Origin of the sequence: uncultured Caulobacter sp. (genome assembly GCF_937900395.1) — a bacterium.
Taxonomy (GTDB): domain Bacteria; phylum Pseudomonadota; class Alphaproteobacteria; order Caulobacterales; family Caulobacteraceae; genus Caulobacter.
This window is the reverse complement of record NZ_CALCDX010000144.1, coordinates 1-19,043: the sequence shown is the minus strand read 5'-3', so window position 1 is coordinate 19,043 and position 19,043 is coordinate 1. Positions and strand designations below refer to the sequence as shown.

General features: G+C 67.8%; 16 protein-coding genes and 2 pseudogenes. 3 read left to right on the top strand and 15 right to left on the bottom strand.

Going from position 1 to position 19,043, the window contains the following annotated elements; genetic code table 11:
- Positions 1-6: 6 nt before the first annotated feature.
- From Q0379_RS11770 to Q0379_RS11710, 13 genes and pseudogenes are all read right to left on the bottom strand, one after another.
- Positions 7-1,239 (bottom strand): TolC family protein, encoded by a 1,233-nt coding sequence (locus Q0379_RS11770; protein WP_066683571.1) that lies wholly within the window; start codon positions 1,237-1,239, stop codon positions 7-9.
- 59 nt (positions 1,240-1,298) lie between these two features.
- Positions 1,299-1,664: a hypothetical protein gene (locus tag Q0379_RS11765; protein ID WP_062095847.1), complete on the bottom strand. Its 366-nt coding sequence runs from the start codon at positions 1,662-1,664 to the stop codon at positions 1,299-1,301.
- Between the two features lie 84 nt (positions 1,665-1,748).
- On the bottom strand, positions 1,749-2,213 hold the full coding sequence (locus tag Q0379_RS11760) for an SRPBCC family protein (RefSeq protein WP_062095849.1): 465 nt from the start codon (positions 2,211-2,213) through the stop codon (positions 1,749-1,751).
- Positions 2,210-2,662 carry a hypothetical protein gene (locus Q0379_RS11755; protein WP_137803453.1) on the bottom strand — a complete coding sequence of 151 codons (453 nt, stop codon included), beginning with the start codon at positions 2,660-2,662 and terminating at the stop codon, positions 2,210-2,212. The genes Q0379_RS11760 and Q0379_RS11755 overlap by 4 nt, the downstream gene beginning before the upstream one ends.
- 136 nt (positions 2,663-2,798) lie before the next feature.
- A complete protein-coding gene (locus Q0379_RS11750; RefSeq protein WP_062095850.1) occupies positions 2,799-4,823 on the bottom strand; it encodes a heavy metal translocating P-type ATPase in 2,025 nt (674 codons plus the stop codon).
- Between the two features lie 11 nt (positions 4,824-4,834).
- The gene (locus Q0379_RS11745) at positions 4,835-5,185 is read right to left on the bottom strand and encodes a DUF190 domain-containing protein (protein ID WP_004616671.1); all 351 of its coding nucleotides are present in this window, start codon (positions 5,183-5,185) and stop codon (positions 4,835-4,837) included.
- Positions 5,186-5,296: 111 nt separating this feature from the next.
- A complete protein-coding gene (locus Q0379_RS11740; RefSeq protein ID WP_299008691.1) occupies positions 5,297-8,542 on the bottom strand; it encodes a CusA/CzcA family heavy metal efflux RND transporter in 3,246 nt (1,081 codons plus the stop codon).
- Positions 8,543-8,574: 32 nt separating this feature from the next.
- Positions 8,575-9,741, bottom strand: coding sequence for an efflux RND transporter periplasmic adaptor subunit (locus tag Q0379_RS11735; RefSeq protein ID WP_099538406.1), 1,167 nt, complete (start codon positions 9,739-9,741; stop codon positions 8,575-8,577).
- A complete protein-coding gene (locus Q0379_RS11730) occupies positions 9,741-11,003 on the bottom strand; it encodes a TolC family protein (protein WP_062097155.1) in 1,263 nt (420 codons plus the stop codon). The genes Q0379_RS11735 and Q0379_RS11730 overlap by 1 nt, the downstream gene beginning before the upstream one ends.
- A 61-nt stretch (positions 11,004-11,064) precedes the next feature.
- Positions 11,065-11,514, bottom strand: coding sequence for a hypothetical protein (locus Q0379_RS11725; protein WP_062093429.1), 450 nt, complete (start codon positions 11,512-11,514; stop codon positions 11,065-11,067).
- Positions 11,515-11,728: 214 nt separating this feature from the next.
- On the bottom strand, positions 11,729-12,124 hold the full coding sequence (locus Q0379_RS11720) for an FTR1 family protein (protein WP_299008731.1): 396 nt from the start codon (positions 12,122-12,124) through the stop codon (positions 11,729-11,731).
- Between the two features lie 133 nt (positions 12,125-12,257).
- A pseudogene (locus tag Q0379_RS11715) lies at positions 12,258-13,484 on the bottom strand (c-type cytochrome); the annotation flags it as partial.
- Between the two features lie 252 nt (positions 13,485-13,736).
- Positions 13,737-14,393: a cation transporter gene (locus Q0379_RS11710; protein ID WP_062093427.1), complete on the bottom strand. Its 657-nt coding sequence runs from the start codon at positions 14,391-14,393 to the stop codon at positions 13,737-13,739.
- A gap of 67 nt (positions 14,394-14,460) precedes the next feature.
- On the opposite strand from Q0379_RS11710, the gene Q0379_RS11705 reads away from it, so the two are divergent.
- The 3 genes and pseudogenes from Q0379_RS11705 (at position 14,461) to Q0379_RS11695 (ending at position 16,541) form a co-directional block, all read left to right on the top strand.
- On the top strand, positions 14,461-14,853 hold the full coding sequence (locus Q0379_RS11705) for a helix-turn-helix domain-containing protein (protein ID WP_062093426.1): 393 nt from the start codon (positions 14,461-14,463) through the stop codon (positions 14,851-14,853).
- Positions 14,854-15,043: 190 nt separating this feature from the next.
- Positions 15,044-15,208: pseudogene (locus Q0379_RS24210) on the top strand (JAB domain-containing protein); the annotation flags it as partial.
- Positions 15,209-15,281: 73 nt separating this feature from the next.
- Positions 15,282-16,541, top strand: coding sequence for a dipeptidase (locus Q0379_RS11695; RefSeq protein ID WP_299008674.1), 1,260 nt, complete (start codon positions 15,282-15,284; stop codon positions 16,539-16,541).
- 86 nt (positions 16,542-16,627) lie between these two features.
- Here the strand turns inward: Q0379_RS11695 and msrQ are convergent, their stop codons facing one another.
- Both msrQ and msrP read right to left on the bottom strand, forming a co-directional pair.
- On the bottom strand, positions 16,628-17,443 hold the full coding sequence (msrQ, locus tag Q0379_RS11690; RefSeq protein ID WP_299008671.1) for a protein-methionine-sulfoxide reductase heme-binding subunit MsrQ: 816 nt from the start codon (positions 17,441-17,443) through the stop codon (positions 16,628-16,630).
- 30 nt (positions 17,444-17,473) lie between these two features.
- The gene (gene msrP / locus Q0379_RS11685) at positions 17,474-18,394 is read right to left on the bottom strand and encodes a protein-methionine-sulfoxide reductase catalytic subunit MsrP (protein ID WP_299008668.1); all 921 of its coding nucleotides are present in this window, start codon (positions 18,392-18,394) and stop codon (positions 17,474-17,476) included.
- Between the last annotated feature and the right edge of the window lie 649 nt (positions 18,395-19,043).

Here is a 19,043-nt window from a genome sequence, read left to right as displayed (position 1 = left end):
GCTTTCCTATTGGGCGGCGGCGCGTTCGAGCGCGGCCAGCGCCTTGGCGCGGTCGAGACGCGCGGCGATGAGTTCGGTGCGGGCGGTCGTCAGGGCGGCTTGCGCGTCTAGGACTTCGAGCAGCGAGAATTTCCCCGCCTCGAAGCCGCCTCGCGCCAGGTCGACGGCGGTCTGGGCCTGGGGCACGACCTTGCTGTCGAGCACTTCCAGCCTGGCGGTGGCGGCGCGCAATGCCGCCTCCCCGTCCCGAACGGCCCGAACCGAGCGCGCCAGGGCCAGGCGTTCGCGCGCCTCGGCCGCGGTGGCGTCCGCGCGGGCGGCCGCGACGGTACCCTGGTTGCGGTTGGAGATTGGGATCGGGGCGGTAAAGCCGACGATCATCGCCGAGTCCCCGGTCTGCTCGAACCGCCGAACCCCGGCCTGGACGGTGAGGTCCGGACGACCAGCGGCGCGTTCGCGATCGATCACCGCCCGGGCGGTCTCCAGCTGGGCGCGCGCTTGGCGCACATCCAGGGTTTCGCCGGGATCGATCGTGGCCATCACCGGCGTCGCCGGCTGCGGGGACCGCACCAGCTCGATGGTCTCGGCCGCATCGCCCCAGAGGGTTACTAGAGCGCGGCGCGCGGCTGCGGCCTCGGCCTCGGCGGCAATGACGGCGGCGGCGGCCTCACGGCTGGCCGCCTCAGCCCGCAACGCCCGCAGGGGCGGCTCGCGACCGGCTTCGACCAACGTGCCGGCGACCTTGGAAAGGCCTTCGGCGCGGGTGGCCGTCTCTCGGGCCAGGGCCAGACGATCCTGCGCCGCGAGGGCTTCGGCATAACGGACGCTGACTTCTTGGGTGAGGTCGGCCTTGGCGATGACGAAGCCGATCCGGGCGGCGTCGACCTCGGCGTTGGCGGCGGCGGCGCGGGTGCGACGCTTGCCGCCCAGCTCCAGGCGCTGGCTGATGGTGGCCGTGGTTTCGGCTGCGCCGAAGCGGCCATAGGGGCCCGAACCGGCGAAGTTCTCCGATTGGAGGCCGGCTTCAGGGTTTGGCATCAGGTCGGCTTGGCGAGCGCGGCCCTCAGCCGCTTTCACCGAGGCTTCGGCTGCCGTGACAAGCGGTGACTGGGTCTGGGCGCGCATGATAGCGGCGTCCAGGGTGAGCGGCTCAGCGAGCGCGCGCGAAAGCGCGCCGCTGCCGGCAAGCGCCAGGACCGCGCCGAAAATGGCGGCGGACCGAGCATAGCGGGAATGCATGAGAGGTCCCTATGTGAGAACTGACGAAGGCGATTACGCGCGCGAGGGCGCGGCCAGGGTCAGGCTCGAGGGGGCTCGTTGGGGCCGTCCGGCATGCGCGAGAGCGGCATGTGGGGCGGCGCTGGAGTCAGGCGGATGCGCGTGACGGAGACGTAGGTCTGCCCGGCCGTGGCGAGCCCGATCAGCGACGGAGAATGATGGCAATGGCCAATCCCGCAGACCTCGCCGTCGGCCAGGTCTGCGGGATCCTGGTCATTGGCCTGGGCAAAGGTCGTGGCCTCGGCGACGGCGCTCGTCTTCTTGCTCGACAGGGAGTCGGCCGAGCATAAGCCTGAACGCAATGATGGCGCAGCTACGGCGAGCACCAGCAGGCACGCTAGAAGCGCTCCCGTCCAGGTTTTCAGCCATGTCGCCACATCGAACATGTAAGGGCCTATAGCGTCCGTGATGCGTCGAGGAAATACGTTACAAGATACACTTGGCGTGGCGCATCAGCGCGGCAGTGAGAGTTAGATCCGAGTTCGCGGACGGGCCCGTGTCACCGCTCGCAGCGGCGTGCTGGTGGTCACGTATTTCGAAAGAGCGTCCAGGCGGAAGCTATAGATTCTGATCAACTTTTCGCGCTCGGCCTTAAACTTGAACTGCAGCGCCGCTAGGCCGGTTATCTTGTTGGTGTGGCGAAGCAGCGTGCCGCGCGCGCTGCGCTCCAGGTGGAAGTATTCATACGATCGCGCGAAGAATGGACCGGACTGGAAGGCGATCTCCTCGCCTGGCGCCATGCCAATGACCCGAGCCCTGACCCTCAGACGCTTTTCCGGATTGGAGCCGATACGGATGTAGACGCTGGCGCCCCGAATGGGGACGCCGTCGATTTCCCAATGAGGATGCCAACGCGGGTAGCCACCGAACTCCGACAAGGTTCGCCAGACCTTAGTGGGGGGGGCGGCGATATCGATCTCAGATTCAATGATCATGGGCGGCCTTTCGTCGCCATCTCGCTTGAGCTCGATGCAGCCGAGACAGGCTGCGGGCACGGACGGTTGGTGGAAAGCGTACAGACCCGAAACTGCTCGCCTGACATGACCGGGCCGGGGGTCGGCAGGTCGAAGAAAATGCAATGGCGCTCGCGCCCACGCAGGCCCCACAGGACACGCGTCGCCGTGCTGATGACGTTTCCACCCGCGTCAAGACGATCCGCTCGGATGATCCGCGGCGAGGATCCTATGGACCGTCGACAGATCGCGCCATGGAAACGGACCCCCTCACCTTCGGCGATGGCGCGGACCGACTCAAGTGCGAAGCCCCGCTGAGTGTTGAGCACGATGGGCTTTTCGATCGTGTCTGCAGTAGCCCCGCCCGAAAAGGCCAGGATCAGAAGCCCAATTCCTTTTCCGCCTAGGTGGCGCAAGTGTTGTCGGTTCATGTTCGATGCTCCAGGTCGATCGCCAAAACCCCAATCGACATGACGAGCAGAAGCATCGCCGCAGCCAGGGCCATTATCGCACGGCGGGCCGATCGGCGGGCCCAGTCCGACGCTTCGGTGCGAGGTTCTTCGCCATTCATGCCTGGCGGTCCTTGTAGGCGAGCAACCGCAGCGCGTTGGCCACCACCAGAAGGGTCGAGCCCTCGTGGAAGATCACCGCCTCGCCGATCTTCAGGCCAAACAGGGTCGCTGGGATCAGCACCGCGACCATGCCCAGGCTGACCCACAGGTTCTGGCGGATGATGGCGCTGGTCTTGCGGCTAAGGCCCACGGCGAACGGCAGATGGGTCAGGTCATCGGCCATCAGCGCGACGTCGGCGGTTTCCAGCGCCACGTCCGAGCCGGCCGCGCCCATGGCGATGCCGACGGTGGCGTTGGCCATGGCCGGGGCGTCATTGACCCCGTCGCCGACCATCGCGGCCTTGCCGTAGTGCTGGCGCAGGGCCTTGATGGTCTCGACCTTGTCCTCCGGCATCAGGCCGCCGCGGGCTTCGTCGAGACCCAGATCACGGGCGATCGCATCGGCGACCGACTGGTTGTCGCCCGACAGCATGATCATGCGGGTGATCCCCAGCGAGCGAAGGCGAACGATAACGTCGCGGGCCGCGGGGCGGGCGGTGTCCATCAGGCCCAGCACGCCGAGAAAACGATCACCGTAGCGGACGACGACCACTGTCCGGCCGCGCGCTTCAAGGCGCTTGGCATCGCTCCAGACCGATACGGGCAGGTCTTTCTGGTCGCCTTCGAATAGGCCCGGCTTGCCGATCACGACGTCCTTGCCATCGACCTGGGCCTGGATGCCCTGCCCTGTCAGGCTCTTGACGTTGGTGGCTTCACGATGGGCCTGGCCGATCAGCTTGGCCTCCCCGTCGCGCACCACGGCGGCCGCCAGCGGGTGGTCGCTGAGCGCCTCGACGGCCACGGCGATGGCGAGCAGCTCGGCCTCATCGACGCCTTCGGCAGGGACGATATCGGTCAGCTTGGGCTTGCCCTCGGTTAGGGTGCCGGTCTTGTCGAAGGCCAGAGCGGTCAGCGTTCCGAGATTTTCCAGGGGACCGCCGCCCTTGACCAGGACGCCGCCGCGCCCTGCCCGGGCCACGCCACTGAGCACGGCGCTGGGCACCGAAATGGCCAGGGCGCAGGGGCTAGCGGCTACCAGGACCGCCATGGCGCGGTAGAAGCTGCGGCTGAACGGCTCGTCGAGCACCAGGAAGGCCAGCATCAGGGTCGCGACCAGCACCAGCACGGCCGGCACGAAGACCTTCTCGAACCGGTCGGTAAAGCGCTGGGTGGGCGAACGCTGGGCCTCGGCCTCGGCGACCATGCGCACGACGCGGGCCAGGGTGCTCTCGCCGGCCTTGCGGGCCACGCGGATGTCGAGCGCGCCCGCGCCATTGATGGTGCCGGCGAAGACCCGGTACTCGGCGCTGGCCTTGGCGAAGTCGAGGTCGCGATCGGCGCTGGCGCGCTTGTCGACCGGCACGCTTTCGCCGGTGACCGGGGCCTGGTTGACGCTGCTGTCGCCGGCTACGACGACGCCGTCGGCGGCGATGCGCTCGTTGGGCCGCACCAGGATGATGTCGCCGATCTCCAGGGCCTCGACGGCGACGTCCTCTGTCTTGCCGTCGCGGCGAACCGTGGCCCGCTCGGGGGCCAGCTTGGCCAGGGCTTCGATCGCCCGGCGGGCCCGGCCCATGGCGTAATGCTCCAGGGAATGACCCATGCTGAATAGGAAGAGGAGAAGCGCGCCTTCCGCCCATTGCCCCAGGGCCGCGGCCCCGGCGGCGGCCACCAGCATCAAGGTATCGATCTCGAACTTGCGCTTGCGCAGGTTTTCGATCGCCTCGGTCAGGGTGAACCAACCGCCGAACACGTAGGCGGCCATATAGAAGGCCAGCGGGATCCAGCCATCGGCCTTGAGGCTGATGAGCCAGCCGACCAGCAGGGTCGCGCCGCACAGCAGGGCGAAGATCAGTTCGGTTCGCTCGCCGAAAAGCCCACCATGGGCGTGGCCGTGGCCGCCCTCCCCTTCACCGTGCTTGTGGTCGTCATTCGGGCCATGATCGTGGCCCTTATGATCGTGCGCAGACTTGCTGGTCATAATGCTCGCTCCTACCGGTGCGGCTCGACGTGATGGCCGCCGTAGCGAAGGACCTCGACCTTCTCGAAGGTGACCAGGCCGATGTCCTTGAGGTCGTCGAGCTTAGTCAGGAACTCGCGCAGGCGGGCTTCCTCATCGACGAACTCGATGACCACGGGCAGGTTGTCGTTGAAGTCGAGCGGGCGCGGCTCGTGCATGCGTGCGGATTCACCGAACCCCTTGCGGCCGCGCAGGACCGTGGCGCCGGCCAGACGCGCGGTCTGGGCGCGCTGGACGATGACGTCCATCAGGGAGCGATCGCCGACCAGGGCGTTTTCGTCGGTGTAGATGCGGAGCAGGACGGCTTGTCCGGGGGTTTGCATAGGCGTCTCCTCTTGATGATTACGGCCCGTGAGAGCTGTTCGCTCGGGACGGTTGAAGGTGATGCGCCGGCGCGACGCTGTGGGGGCTGAGGGGCCGCGCCGGCGCCCCGGCTAGTGCGTCGTGCTCAAATCCGACGCGGCCGGTCCCTCGTCTGGGGTCTTCCGACCAGACCCCAGTTGGAGGATGAGTTTGGCGATGGCGGGCAGGACCAGCAGGGTCACGGCGGTGGCCGTGATCAGGCCGCCGATGACCACCATGGCCAGGGGCTTTTGGACCTCGGCGCCGGTGCCGCTGGCCAGGGCCATCGGGATGAAGCCGATGGCCGGCACCAGGCCCGTCATCAGGACCGGGCGGAAGCGTTCGACCGAGCCCTCATAGATCGCCTGGGCGACGGGCACGCCGGCGTCGAGCCGCTCTCGGACGCTGGTCATAACGACCAGGCCGTTGAGGACGGCCACGCCGGCCAGCACGATGAAGCCGACCGCGGCTGAGATCGAGAACGTGATCCCGGTCAGGGCCAGGGCGAACACGCCGCCGGATAGTCCCAGCGGAATGGCCGCGAACACCGAGGCTGCCGGCCCGAAACCGCCCAGCGCCATGTAGAGCACCAGGAAGATCAGCGCGAAGCACAGCGGCACGACGATCGACAGGCGCTGGGTGGCGGCCTTCAGGTTCTCGAACTGGCCGCCCCAGGTCAGCCAGTAGCCGGTCGGCAGCTGGACGGCGTCGACCTTGCTGCGGGCTTCGGTGACGAACGAGCCGATGTCGCGGCCACGAACGTTGACCTGGATAACCACCCGGCGCTTGCCGTCTTCGCGGCTGATCTGGTTCAGACCATCCGAGAAGCGGAACTGCACCAGCTCCCGCAGCGGCACCGACCGTTGCAGGCCGTTCTCGCCGGCCGGCAGCATGACCGGTAGAGCGCCCAGGGCATCGAGGTCGTTGCGCTGGGTCATCGGCACGCGGACGGTGATGTCGAAGCGGCGATCACCCTCGAAGACGTCGCCGGCCTGGCGACCGCCCATGGCCGTGGCCACGGTGTCGGCCACCTGGTCGATGCTGAGCCCAAAGCGGGCGATGGCGGCGCGGTCGAACTTGACGTCCAGGGTCGGGGCCCCGCCGACCTGTTCGACACGGACACCCTCGGCGCCTTGGATCGACTGCAGGACCGCGCCGATCTTGGCGGCCGTGGCGCTCATCTTGTCCAGATCGTCGCCGTAGAGCTTGATGGCGACGTCGCCACGCACGCCGGCGATCAGCTCGTTGAAGCGCATCTGGATCGGCTGGGTGACTTCGAAGCTGTTGCCCAGCAACGGCGAGACCTTGCCCTCGATGCGCTCGACGACCTTGGCCTTGTTGGCGACGTCCTTGGGCCACTCCTTCTGGGGCTTCAGGATAATGAAGCCGTCCGAGGCGTTGGGCGGCATCGGGTCGGTGGCGACCTCGGCCGTGCCGGTCTTGGAGAACATCATCTCCACTTCGGGCAGGGACGAGACGCTCTTTTCGACCTGGCGCTGCATGGTCAGCGACTGTTCCAGGGCCGTCGACGGGATCTTCAGCGAGCCTATGGCGACGTTCTTTTCGTCGAGCTGCGGGATGAACTCCTGGCCCAGCGTCGTGTAGACCACGCCAGCGACCAGGAAGAGCGCCACCGCGCCGCCGATGAACGGCCAGGGGCGATCGACCACGCGCTTGAGGACGGGTTCATAGCGCTGCCGGGAGACAGCGATCAGCTTGACCTCTTTTTCCGAGACCTTGCCGCGCATCAGGATGGCGACAAGGGCCGGGACGAAGGTCAGCGACAGGATGAAGGCTGCGCCCAGGGCCAGCATGATGGTGATGGCCATCGGCGAGAAGGTCTTGCCTTCCACGCCGGTGAAGGTCAGCAGCGGAGCGAAGACCAGGAAGATGATCGCCTGGCCGAAGACGGTCGGACGGATCATTTCCTGGGCCGCGCGAAGCACGGTCTCCAGGCGTTCGGGCAGACGCAGCAGCCGGCCTTCGTGGTGCTGGCGCTCGGCCAGCCGTAGCAGACAGTTTTCGATAATGATGACGGTGCCGTCGACGATCAGGCCGAAGTCCAGCGCCCCCAGGCTCATCAGGTTGCCCGGCACCTTCAGCTCGTTCATGCCGATGGCCATCATCACGAAGGACAGCGGGATGATCAGCACGGCGATGAAGGCGGCGCGGACGTTGCCGAGCAGCAGGAAGAGGGTCGCGGCGACCAGGATGGCGCCTTCGGTCAGGTTGCGTTCGACGGTCTTGATGGTGGCGTTGACCAGCACCGATCGGTCGAGCGCGGTGGTGATGACCACGCCGTTCGGCAAGGCCTTGCGAACATCGACCAGCTTGTCGCCGACCGACTTGGCCACCGAGCGGCTGTTCTCGCCGATCAGCATCAGGGCGGTGCCGACGACCACTTCTTCGCCGTTCTTGCTGGCCGCGCCGGTGCGCAGGTCGCCGCCGACCCGCACGGTGGCGACGTCCTTGACGGCGACGGGTACGGTGCGACGGGTGGCGATGATGGCGTTCTGGATCTCGTCGAGCGTGCGAACCCGCGCGTCGGCCCGGACCAGATAGGCCTCGCCGGCGCGCTGGATGAAGTTGGCCCCGACCGAGAGGTTGGCCCCTTCCAGGGCCTTGGCCAGGTCGGTGTAGGAGACGCCGTAGGCCACGAGCTTGGCCGGGTCGGGTTCGACCACGTACTGCTTCTGGAAGCCGCCGATGGAGTCCACGCCGGCCACCCCCTTGACGGTGCGCAGTTGCGGACGAACGACCCAGTCCTGGATGGTGCGCAAGTACGCGCCCTGCGAGGTGGCGTCGGTGAGGCGCTCGCCTTCCGGCGTCAGATAGGCGCCGTCACTCTGCCAGCCGGTCTGGCCGTCACGCACCTTGGCGCCCTTGCCGCCCGGATTGGCGTACTCCACCGAGTACATGTAAACCTCGCCCAGACCCGTCGTGACGGGCCCGATCTGCGGCTGGATCCCAGCGGGCAGGCTGTCGCCGGCCTGGGTCAGACGCTCGGCCACCTGCTGGCGGGCGAAGTAGAGGTTGGTCTTCTCCGAGAAGATCGCGGTGACCTGCGAGAAGCCATTGCGCGAGATCGAGCGGGTGGTCTCCAGGCCCGGGATGCCGGCCAGGGCCGTTTCCACTGGGAAGGTCACCCGCTTTTCGATTTCGACCGGCGAAAGCGCGCCGGCCACGGTGTTGATCTGCACCTGTTTGTTGGTGATGTCGGGAACGGCGTCGATGGGCAACTTGGTCAGCTGCCATGTGCCGAGGGCGGCGATGATGACGGTGAGAAGCAGGACGTACCAACGCCCCTTCACCGACATCGAGAGTAAGCGACCGATCATTTCGGCGTGTCTCCGGACTAGCGGTTAGGGGTTCAGTCTTCTTCCGAGCTCTTGCCGAGCTCTGCCTTCAGCAAGAAGGCGTTCTTGACCGCTACGGTCTCGCCCCCCTTCAAGCCGTCGACGATGACCACCCGGCCGCCGCTGCGCTGGCCGACCAGAACGTGCTGCACGCGGAAGCCCTCCTTGGTCCGGACGAAGACGACGTCGTTCCCGTTCAGGTTCTGAACAGCCTCCTCGGAGACGACGATCCCGCTGGAGGTCGACTGGCGCGAGGTGATGCGGGCGCGGACCAACTGGCCCGGCTGCAGCGCGCCGGTTCCCCCGGTCAGGGTCAGGACCACCGTGGCGCTGCGGGTCTCCTCGTTGACGCCGGGGGTCACCGATCGCACGACGGCGGTGCGGGTCTCGCCGCTGGTCGTCTCGACGATCGCCTGGTCGCCGGGCTGGACCCTGCGGGCGTCCGCGGCGGTAACCGACGCGTCGACCTGGATCTTGGCCGGATCGGAGATACGGAAGAGTTCGGTCTCGGGGGCCACGAAGGCGCCCAGGCTGGCGGTCATGGCGGTGACGCGGCCGTTGATCGGGCTGATGACGGCGACATAGCCGCCCGACACCGCCGAGGCGCCGGCGGCCGTGGCCGCGCGACGGGCCTCGGCCTCGGCCACCGCGACTTCGGCCTGAGCCGTCTCGTAGTCCTGACGCGGGCTGACCTTCTGTTCGAAGAGGCGCTTTTCGCGGGCCAGGTTCTTGCGGGCCAGGTCGGCCCTGGCCGAAGCCACGCTGCGGTCGGCTGAGATCTGGGCGGCCTCGCGACTGGAGACCAGGGCCAGGGTCTCGCCGGCCCGCACGGGGTCGCCGAGGCGCTTGGTGATCCGGGTGATCGAACCGGCGGCGCGGGCGGTCAGAGCCGCCTCCCCACCGGGTTCGGCTTCGACCGTGGCCTGCGCGACGACCTCGGAAGCCAGGCCCCCGGTGTTGACCGTCTGCAGTTGGACGCCCGAGGCGGTGATGCGCTCGGGGCCCATCGACAGGCTCTGGGGTCCGGCCGCGGGAGCTGCCGCCGCCGGCTTTTCAGCGGTCGCGGTCTCGGCGGGTTTGCCGCCCGACATCTTGCCGACCGAGAAGGCGGCGATCGCCACGACCACCACGGCCGCGCCGGCCAGCAGCAACTGCCGGTTCGAGGAGTTGGACTTGCGCATCAGCGATCTCCGAAGAGGCGGCCTTGCAGGCGCGCCAGGTCGGCCTCGGCGCGAACGCGCGCCAATTGGGCCTGAATGGTTTGGTCACGCGCTTCGGCCAGGGACCGGCGCGCATTGATTAGTTCGACAAGGGGGGCCTTGCCGGACTCGTAGGCGATCCGCGTGAGGCGGAAGGCTTCGGCGGCGCTGGTTTCGCCCTGGCCGGCCGCGTCGGCGCGCGACTGGGCCGCGCCCAGCTGGAAGCGGGCCGTGCGGATGTCGGCCTCGGCGTCGAACCGCGCGGCATTGAGCCGAGCCTCGGCGGCCTGCAGCTCGCCTTGGGCGGCGGTGATGTTGCCGCGGTTCTGGTCGAAGACCGGGATCGGAAGCGACACGCCCGCGACCAAGGCCGTGGAGTCGTCGCCGCTGAACCGGCGAACGCCGGCCGAGACCGTGACGTCCGGCACAGCGCGGGTCCGCTCGATGCGCACGCGACGGGCGGCGGCTTCGCGATCGGCCTCGGCCGCCAGAACGGCGGGCGTCGACAGCGCGTCGATGTCGCCCGGCTGGCTCGTGACCTTGGGGTTGGTCAGCAGGCTGTCGCTGAGCGAGGTGTAGGGCGTGGTCGATCCGACGAGAGCGGTGAGCCGCGAGAAGGCGCCCGTCCGCTCGGCCCGCGCTTCTTCCAACGACGCGCGCGCGCCGGTGAGCGCGGCTTGCGCCTGGAGGGTTCGCAGTTCGGCCTCTTTGCCCGCGTCGACCAGAGCTCGGGAGGCGCGCAGGGTCTCGTCGGACAGCGTCACGGCCTCTTCGGCCAGGGCGACCCGGCGTTCGGCGGCTTCGGCCTGGGCGTAGGCGTCGGCCAGAGCGAAGGCGAAATCGGCCTTCGACTGGACCAGCCGCGCCCGTGCAGCATCGAGAGCCGCCCGACCGGCGGCGACCCGCGCGCCGCGCTTGCCCCCGACTTCGAGCGGCTGGCTCAGCGAAAAGGTCGTCTCGGCATTGTTCGCGCCGCTATAGACGCCGCTGCCGCTGAAGTTCTCGATCTCCATCCCGACGGTGGGATTGGGTCGAGCGCCAGCCTGACGAGCCAGGCCCTCGGCCTGGCGCACGCCGGCGGCGGCTTCGGCGAGCCTTGGGGCATTGGCTTGCGCCTGGGCGAGAAGGTCCTTGAAAGGCGGCGCCGGATCGGCCGCCGCGCCGCGAGCGGACGCCAACGCGCCGACAATCGCGACCACGCTCACGGCCGCGAAACGCAGCTGTCCACGCATGATGAGAGTCATGAAGATGTGTTCCTAGAGATTGAGACGCAAACGGTCCGCCTCCTCGGGCGGAAGGGTCGCGTCAGGCTCTAGGCGGACGTTCGAGCAGGACGGAACGATCGATGAGCAGGCCCACATCCGGCTCGGCCAGCCAAACGGCACGATGCTCAAACGCTATCATCTCGGGCGCGAAGGACACGGGCAAGCTTATGCCATGCGCCGAACAATGACCGGTGCAGGCCGTGAGCGTTCTCTTGATGGGGGTCTTCTGGTCGCCAGCGGTCTTGATCAATGCTGGCGCCTGGACGCTCGACATGACGATCTGGCTGGCGACCTGAGTTTCGGTCTCCAGCGCAGCGTGCTCAGCAGGTCCGCAGATGACGATGCCGAGGATGAACGTGCAGGTTACGAACAGCGCCCATGCCTTGCCGAAGCTGAATCGCGAGGACGGCGCGCGGCGCGAGCGCCACGTGTCGGCATATCTGCCGACTTGCCGACGAAGGGGCGCGATTCCAGCCATCGAAATCTGCAATACCTCCGCTCAGTCCAGATTGAAATGCGTTATATGATTACATGTTATAGTGTCACATTGCCGAGCGCTCCAATTACGGCAACAAACACCTGGCGAAGACTTCGCGATAACTGGGGCAAAGCGGAAAGCTACAGAAGCCCGTACCGCGTTGTCGCGCCATGATCGAATCTCTCTCGATGCCCTGCCCATCCCGTTTGAAGTGGTCAGATGGCCCTTAGGCGGACCTCTTTGCCCCCATTTCGCCGGCTCTGTGCCGAGACCACCAGAATCCGCCGACCAGGATGGCCAGGGTGAGCGCCTGGGCGGCGACGCCTTCGATGGTCGGGAAGAAGCCCAGCAGTTCGATGCGCGGCAGAGCCAGCGGGTGCAGGTCCAAGAGGCCAGCCTCCTGCAGCGCGGCCACGCCCTTGCCGGCCAGGACGACCGCCAGGATCGCCATCAGGATGGCGCTGTATTCGAAAAACTTGCCGATCGGCAGGCGCTTGGAGAACCGCAGCATGGCCCAGGCGATGGCGGCCAGGACGACGACGGCGCAGCCGACGCCGGCCAGCACCGCCCCTGCCCCGCCCTGGGTCCACAGCGCCGTCAGGAACAGGATGGTCTCGAACACCTCGCGATAGACGACGATGAAGGCCAGCAGGAACAGGAACCACGCCGACGGCTTGGAGAGCGCGCGGGGATAGTTTCTCGCGGATATAGACCTGCCAAGCGTCGGCCTGGGCCTTGCCGTGCATCCAGAGTCCGACCGAGATCAGCACGGCGGCGGCGATCACCGAACCGAAGCCCTCGGTCAGCTCGCGGCTGGCCCCGCTGATCGAAATGAAGAAGGTCGCTGCGGCCCAGGTCAGACCACCAGCCGCCAGGGCTGCGATCCAGCCGCCGTGGACGTAGGGCAGCACGTCGGTTCGCTCGGCCTTGCGCAGGAAGGCGATCATGGCGACCACGATCAGCAGGGCTTCCAGGCCCTCGCGCAACAGGATGGTGAAGGCGCCGGCGAAGCTCGACAGGCTGTTGGCCTTTTCCGGGGCCAAGGCTCTGCCTGCGGCCGCGAACAGGGCGTCGAGCCGCTCGATCTGGCTCTTGACCTCGCTGGCCGGCGCGGCCTTACCGATCGCGCCGCGCACGTCGCCCATCGCCCCTTCGATCCGTCGCATCAGGGCCGGATCGCGCGCGCCCAGCGACGGCTCGACCGGCTCGAAGCCATCGAGATAGGCCGCGAGCGCGAGGTCGGCGGCGGCCTTGCGGTCGCCGGCCTCGTAGGCCTTGAGGCTTGCGGCGAGCTTCTGGCGGGCGACATCGAGCGAGCCGCCGCCGGTGCGGGTGACGACTTCGGGATGGCGTCGCAGATAGGCGGTCAGCGCTCGGGCCTTGGTCTCGCCGAGGGTGGTGGCCAGGGCGGCCGGCGTGGTCTGGGTCAAGGTCTGCAGGTCGGGGAAGCGGGCGCGGACGGCGGCGTCCTCGTTCCAGAGCTTTTCGCCGACGGCGGCCTCGGCGTCGCTGAAAGCGAAGCGCCCGACATAGAAGGCCAGGTCCCAGCGGTCGTCGGACGGCAGGTGGGCGTAGCTGGCCATGGCGGTGCCGTCGAGACCCTGCTGGATCACCTGGTAGAGGCCAAAGACGCTGCGCTGGCGCGCGCGGCCGGCGTCGGCGAAGGCGATCGGCGGCGGATCCAGGCCCGCGGCGTTGGGGCCGTCAGCCTTGCCGGTCTCGCCGTGGCAGGCCGCGCAGTTTTCCGCATAGAGCGCCGCGCCGCGCGCCAGGTCCGGCGCGCGCTTGGGGGCCAGGGGCGTGGGATAGGCGGCCAGGAGGTCGTTGGCCAGGGCATGGGCCTTGGCCGAGACCACGGCCGGCTCCTGCTTGGCGGCGATCGTGGCTTGCAGGCTTTGCGCCTTAGCCAGCAGGTCCGGCTGAGCCTTGGTGGCCGGCAGGCCGGCGATGCGCTCACGCACCTGGCCGGCGAACTCGTTCATCTCGGCATATTCGGACGGGCTGATGACCTTGCCGTCTTTCACCGCGCCCGCGTAGTCGACCGACAGATAGTCGAGCAGCCGCCAGGCGGTTTGCGAGGAACTGGCCTCCTGGGCATGGGCCATCGGCGCCGCCGTGAAGATCAGGACCGCCAGCAGCCCGCCAAGGATCGAGGCCAGACGCCCCTTGAGACCAGTAATCATTATCAATCCATGGGCGCAAAAAGGCGCGTGTGGCAAGAGCTTGAGCATATGTCAGGAAGTCGCGAGGTCGGCGCGGTGTTCGTCGCGAGCCTGGCGGATGATCTGGTAGGCCGAACTCAGGAAGACGCCGGCCAGGAGCACGCCGACGATCAGGTCAGGCCAGCGCGAACCGGTCAGCCAGACCAACCCGCCGGTAGCCGCCACGCCCAGGCATTGGATCAGATCGTTGCGCGTGCAGAGCCACACCGAACGGACATTGGCGTCGCCATCCCGATAGCGGACGAGCAAGGCGGCGGCGACGAGATTGGCCAGGGCGCCAAACAGCCCCAGGGCCGAGATCGCCTCGCCCGAGGGCGCCGCGCCGCTCCAGGCGCGCCAGGCGGCGAAGCCCGCGACCGACAGGGCGACCAGGCCCAGGCTGACGCCCTTGAACAGGGCCGCGCCGGTGCGGATGCCCACCGACTTGCCGATGGCCCATAGACTGATGGCGTAGGTGGCGCTGTCGGCCAGGAAGTCGAGCGCATTGGCCGACAACGACGCCGAGCCTTCGACCATGCCGCCGATCAGCACCACGACAAAGCCGACCAGGTTGATGGCGATCACCCAGGCCAGGGCGCGGCTATAGGCGGGCGTGGCGCCGTCGAACTTGACGTCGCTTCCGCAACCGCAGCCCGACGCGGCCGGTTTGCTGGAACAGGATTCGCTCATGAGGCCACCATGCATCCTCTAGCCACTAGAGGATCAAGGGCCTATCTGCAAAACTAAGGAGCACCTCATGACCCTTTCCATCGGCCTCTTGGCCAAGGCCGCCGACGTCAAGGTCCCGACCATCCGCTTCTATGAGGAGATCGGGCTGCTGCCGGAGCCCCGGCGAGCAGCCAATGATCGCCGGGTCTATGACGCGGACGCCGTCCGCCGCCTGGCCTTCATCCGCCACGCGCGCCAATTGGGCTTCTCGGTCGAGGCGATCCGCAATCTGCTGGATCTTTCCGACAATCCCGAGCGCCCCTGCGGCGAGGCCAACGCCCTGGCGGCGCGACAGCTCGACGATGTCGAGGCCAAGATCGCCCAGCTGGAGACCCTGCGCGGTGAACTGCAACGGATGGTGGCGGCGACCTGCGACGGACGGGCCGCCGACTGCCGGGTGATCGAGGCGCTGGCGGGCTAGGCGTCTCAGCGGGCGGTCATTCGTCGTCTTGCGCCGGGGATGATTGAATATGGACGCTCGTGTAAGATCATGTGCGCCCAACTACCGAGGCATAGGTCGGCATGGCAACATCCCCGATTGCCGCCCCCATCGGCGGCCGGATGGTGGAATTATCTTCAAAATATCCAATAACTTACCTAATTTACATCGGGTCCTCCACAATCATCCCTCGGGCGATCCCACCCCGTCACGGCCCGACATCGACATGACCAAGCAGATCGTCGAGGCCGGAAAAGCCCTGAAGATCGCCGTCCATGATCATTTGGTGGTCGGTCGCGAGGGCGTGGCCAGCTTCAAGGCGCTGGGCTTGATGTGACGTCGTAAGATGGGTTGACGGGCGCAAGCCGAGCCGTGAGCCTCCCGGCGCACAATTGCTCCGGAGTCCGCCCATGCGTCGCCTGCTCACTGTCCTCCTCGCCTCGACCGCCCTGCTCGGCGGCGTCGCGGGCGCCCAAGCCCAGACCATGGCCAAGGCCAAGGCTCCAGCGGCCCCACCGGCGGTGTCCAAGGCCGACAAGGCGCTGCACGACAAGTTCCTGACGCTGGACACCCACCTCGACACCCCCACCCACTTCGGCCGTCCGGGCTGGAACATCACCGACCGCCATGAGGTCGAGCACGACTTCAGCCAGGTCGACCTGCCGCGCATGAACGAAGGCGGCCTGGATGGCGGGTTCTTCGTGATCTACACGGGCCAGGGCGACCTGACCGCCGCGGGCTACGAGTACGCCCGCAACTACGCCCTGCACCGCGCGATCGAGATCCGCGAGATGCTGGCCGGCAACAAGACTGGCTTCGAGCTGGCCCTGACCTCGGACGACGCGCGCCGGATTAACAAGGCCGGCAAGAAGTTCGCCTTCGTTAGCATGGAAAACAGCTGGCCGCTGGGTGAGGACCTGACCCTGCTGACCACCTTCTACAAGGAAGGTCTTCGGATGGCCGGCCCAGTCCACTTCCGCAACAACCAGCTGGCCGACAGCTCGACAGACCCGAAGGGTAAGATCTGGAACGGCTATTCGCCGCTGGGCCTGCGCTGGCTGGCCGAGGCCAACCGCCTGGGGATCGTGATCGACGTCAGCCACGCCAGCGACGACATCGTCGACCAGTCCCTGGCCCTGTCGAAGGTTCCGATCATCGCCTCGCACTCGGGTCCGAAGGCGATCTACAACCACCCGCGCAATCTCGACGACGCCCGCATCAAGAAGATCGCCGACGCCGGCGGCGCGGTGTGCATCAATTCGATCTACCTGACCGACACCACGCCCAGCCCCGAGCGCAAGGCGGCTCTGGACGCCCTCGGTCGCGCCCCGGACATGAAGACCGCCACGCCCGAGATGGTGAAGGCCTATGGCGACAAGCGCGCGGCCATCGACAAGGCCTATCCGGCCCCGCGCGGCGACTTCGACCTCTACATGAAGAGCATGCTGCACGTCTTGAAGGTGGCGGGCCCCAAGGGCGTCTGCGTCGGCGCCGACTGGGACGGCGGCGGCGGCATGGACGGCTTCGAGGACATCACCGACCTGCCCAAGATCACCGCCCGCCTGAAGGCCGCCGGCTATTCCGACGCCGACATCGAGGCCATCTGGAGCGGCAACGTCCTGCGCATCGTCGACGCCGCCCAGGCCTATGCGAAGAGCGTGGCGAAGTAGGCTTGGTTCGTTCCTCCCCCGCGATGCGGGGGAGGTGGCCCAGAGGGCCGGAGGGGGCTAGCTGGACGCATGCCGCGTTCGCCCCCTCAGTCGCTGAGTTTATCCTCGGGCGCGCGCTTCGCGCGCCCCGGGGGCGACAGCTCCCCCGCGGCGCGGGGGAGCATCTTCGATCTCCCCTCCCAAACCCGCCAAGCCATCAACGCCACGAACACCACGCCGTAGATGATCGGCGGCCGGTGGTCGGCCTTGACCAGCAGGTAGTAGTGGGCGACCCCCAGCGGCACGATCACGTAGACCAGCCGGTGCAGCCGGCTCCACGCCACACGGCCCATGCGGATCACCCAGCCGTTGGTCGAGGTCACCGCCAGCGGGATCAGCAGGACAAAGCCCAGCATGCCCAGCGTGATGAAGGGGCGTTTGACGATGTCCTTCCACAGCTGCGCCCAGTCGAAGAACAGATCGACGCCGATGTAGCTGAAGAGATGCAGCACGATGTAGCTGAAGGCGAACAGGCCGATGGTGCGCCGGAAGCGCACGAGCCGCGGCTTCTTCAGGATCCGCGCGGCGGGCGTGATCGCCAGGCCGACCAGCAGCAGCCGTAGGCCCCAGACCCCCAGCTCGCGGATCAGCTTCTCGATCGGATTGGCCCCCAGGTCGCCCATGACGCCCCGCCAGGCCAGCCAGACCAGCGGCGCGAAACACGCCAGCCAGACGAGGCCGTAGACGAGGTTGTCGCGGGTTTTGGAGGGGCGTTTGCGGGGGGGATTAGCCACGGCGCCGCTCCTCCCCGATTTCCCCGGCGAATGCCGGGGCCCAGATCGAAAGCGCATGTGCTCGGACTGAGGACTGTGCGCCAGGGCGAACCCACCCCAGACGCTCAGGCTGAATCTGGGTCCCGGCATTCGCCGGGAAGGTCGGATTTTTAAGCGCCATCAATAGAACCGCTTCAGGTCCATGCCGCGATAGAGGTCGGCCACCCACTCGCCGTAGCCGTTGAACGGCAGGCTGTCGCGGCGGCGGAATTCGCCGATCCGGCGCTCGGTGGCCTGCGACCAGCGTGGATGGTCCACGGCCGGATTGACGTTGGAATAGAAGCCGTACTCGCGCGGCGCCAGCCTGTTCCAGGAGGTGGCCGGCTGGTTCTCGACCAGGCTGATCCGGACGATCGACTTGATGCCCTTGAAGCCGTACTTCCACGGCACGACCAGCCGCAGCGGCGCGCCGTTCTGGTTGGGCAGCACGTCGCCATAGAGCCCGACCGCCATCAGGGTCAGCGGGTGCATGGCCTCGTCGATCCGCAGGCCTTCGCGATAGGGCCAGTCCAGCGTGTTCCAGGCCTGGCCGGGCATTTCGGAAGGCCGCATCACGGTCTCGAACGCCACGAACTTGGCCTTGGAGGTCGGCTTCACCGAGGCCAGCAGGTCCTTCAGCGGAAAGCCGACCCAGGGGATCACCATCGACCACCCCTCGACGCAGCGCATGCGATAGATGCGCTCCTCGAGCTTGTTCTTGCCGATCAGGTCCTCGATGCCGACGGTGCGCGGAACTTCGCAGGCCCCGTCGATCCGCACGGTCCAGGGGCGCGGCTTGAAGCGGCCCGCGTTGTCGGCCGGATCGCCCTTGTCGACGCCGAACTCATAGAAGTTGTTGTAGGTGGTGATGTCCTCCTTCGAGGTCGGCTTCTCCGTCGTCGAGAAGCCGCGCGTGAAGGTCAGGTCCGCTCGCGCCTCGCCCGCCGCCGCGCCCGCCAGCCCGACGCCCGCCAGCCCCGCCATCAGCGTTCGACGCTTCAGGTACAGGCCGTGATCGGTGACGTCGTTGTCGGTCAGGTCGGGGGCGTGGCGGATCAGCATGGGAACGCTCCGTAAGCGGCTGTCCCTACAGATACGGACGCGAGCGCCGTTTGGTTACCTGCCGCGTGAAATTCAGTTGGCTTCCCGCATCGCCCGCCGCGCCGCCAGAGGCGTGTAGACCTCCGTCAGACCGGCGGCCAGGGCCGCGCGCTCCTGCGGCGACAAGGTTGCGGTGAAGGCGGCCAGGGCCGCCTCGACATTGGCTCGGGCCTGCTGGTCGAGATCGCGAGCCGCCGCCAGCCGGCGGCTGACCTCGGCGGGATCATAGCCCGGCGCGCTGAGCGCGTTCAGAGCCGCTTGCCGTTCCGCGCGCGCCTGCTGGGTGATGGGACGATTGCGGCGGTTGGCCTCGCTGAGCGCCTTGCGGAACGCCTGCCGGCTTTCGGGCGACAGGGCTTCGCCCGCGGAGATCAGCGGCGGACGCGGTCCGCCGGCGTTCGGCGCGGCTTCGGGAGCCGGCGCAGGCGGCGCGCTGACGGCGGCGGGCGCGGATCTGGCCGGCGGCGTCGCGGCGCGAGGGGCCGGCTTCGGCGTCTCGACGGCCGGCGTCGGCGCGCCCGACGCCGCGGGCTCGACGCCGTCGAGGGTCGGACGCGGCGCCGCGGAGATCGGAAGAGCACACGTCTGAACTCCAGTCACTTAGGCATAT

Excerpts from the sequence above, each read along its gene's own strand:
- Q0379_RS11740 (WP_299008691.1), bottom strand. The coding sequence starts at position 8,542 with ATGATCGGTCGCTTACTCTCGATGTCGGTGAAGGGGCGTTGGTACGTC.
- Q0379_RS11745 (WP_004616671.1), bottom strand. The coding sequence starts at position 5,185 with ATGCAAACCCCCGGACAAGCCGTCCTGCTCCGCATCTACACCGACGAA.
- Q0379_RS11695 (WP_299008674.1), top strand. The coding sequence starts at position 15,282 with ATGCGTCGCCTGCTCACTGTCCTCCTCGCCTCGACCGCCCTGCTCGGC.
- Q0379_RS11755 (WP_137803453.1), bottom strand. The coding sequence starts at position 2,662 with ATGAACCGACAACACTTGCGCCACCTAGGCGGAAAAGGAATTGGGCTT.
- Q0379_RS11735 (WP_099538406.1), bottom strand. The coding sequence starts at position 9,741 with ATGCGCAAGTCCAACTCCTCGAACCGGCAGTTGCTGCTGGCCGGCGCG.
- Q0379_RS11705 (WP_062093426.1), top strand. The coding sequence starts at position 14,461 with ATGACCCTTTCCATCGGCCTCTTGGCCAAGGCCGCCGACGTCAAGGTC.
- Q0379_RS11750 (WP_062095850.1), bottom strand. The coding sequence starts at position 4,823 with ATGACCAGCAAGTCTGCGCACGATCATAAGGGCCACGATCATGGCCCG.
- Q0379_RS11760 (WP_062095849.1), bottom strand. The coding sequence starts at position 2,213 with ATGATCATTGAATCTGAGATCGATATCGCCGCCCCCCCCACTAAGGTC.
- Q0379_RS11770 (WP_066683571.1), bottom strand. The coding sequence starts at position 1,239 with ATGCATTCCCGCTATGCTCGGTCCGCCGCCATTTTCGGCGCGGTCCTG.
- Q0379_RS11730 (WP_062097155.1), bottom strand. The coding sequence starts at position 11,003 with ATGACTCTCATCATGCGTGGACAGCTGCGTTTCGCGGCCGTGAGCGTG.
- Q0379_RS11765 (WP_062095847.1), bottom strand. The coding sequence starts at position 1,664 with ATGTTCGATGTGGCGACATGGCTGAAAACCTGGACGGGAGCGCTTCTA.
- msrP (WP_299008668.1), bottom strand. The coding sequence starts at position 18,394 with ATGCTGATCCGCCACGCCCCCGACCTGACCGACAACGACGTCACCGAT.
- msrQ (WP_299008671.1), bottom strand. The coding sequence starts at position 17,443 with ATGCCGGGACCCAGATTCAGCCTGAGCGTCTGGGGTGGGTTCGCCCTG.
- Q0379_RS11710 (WP_062093427.1), bottom strand. The coding sequence starts at position 14,393 with ATGAGCGAATCCTGTTCCAGCAAACCGGCCGCGTCGGGCTGCGGTTGC.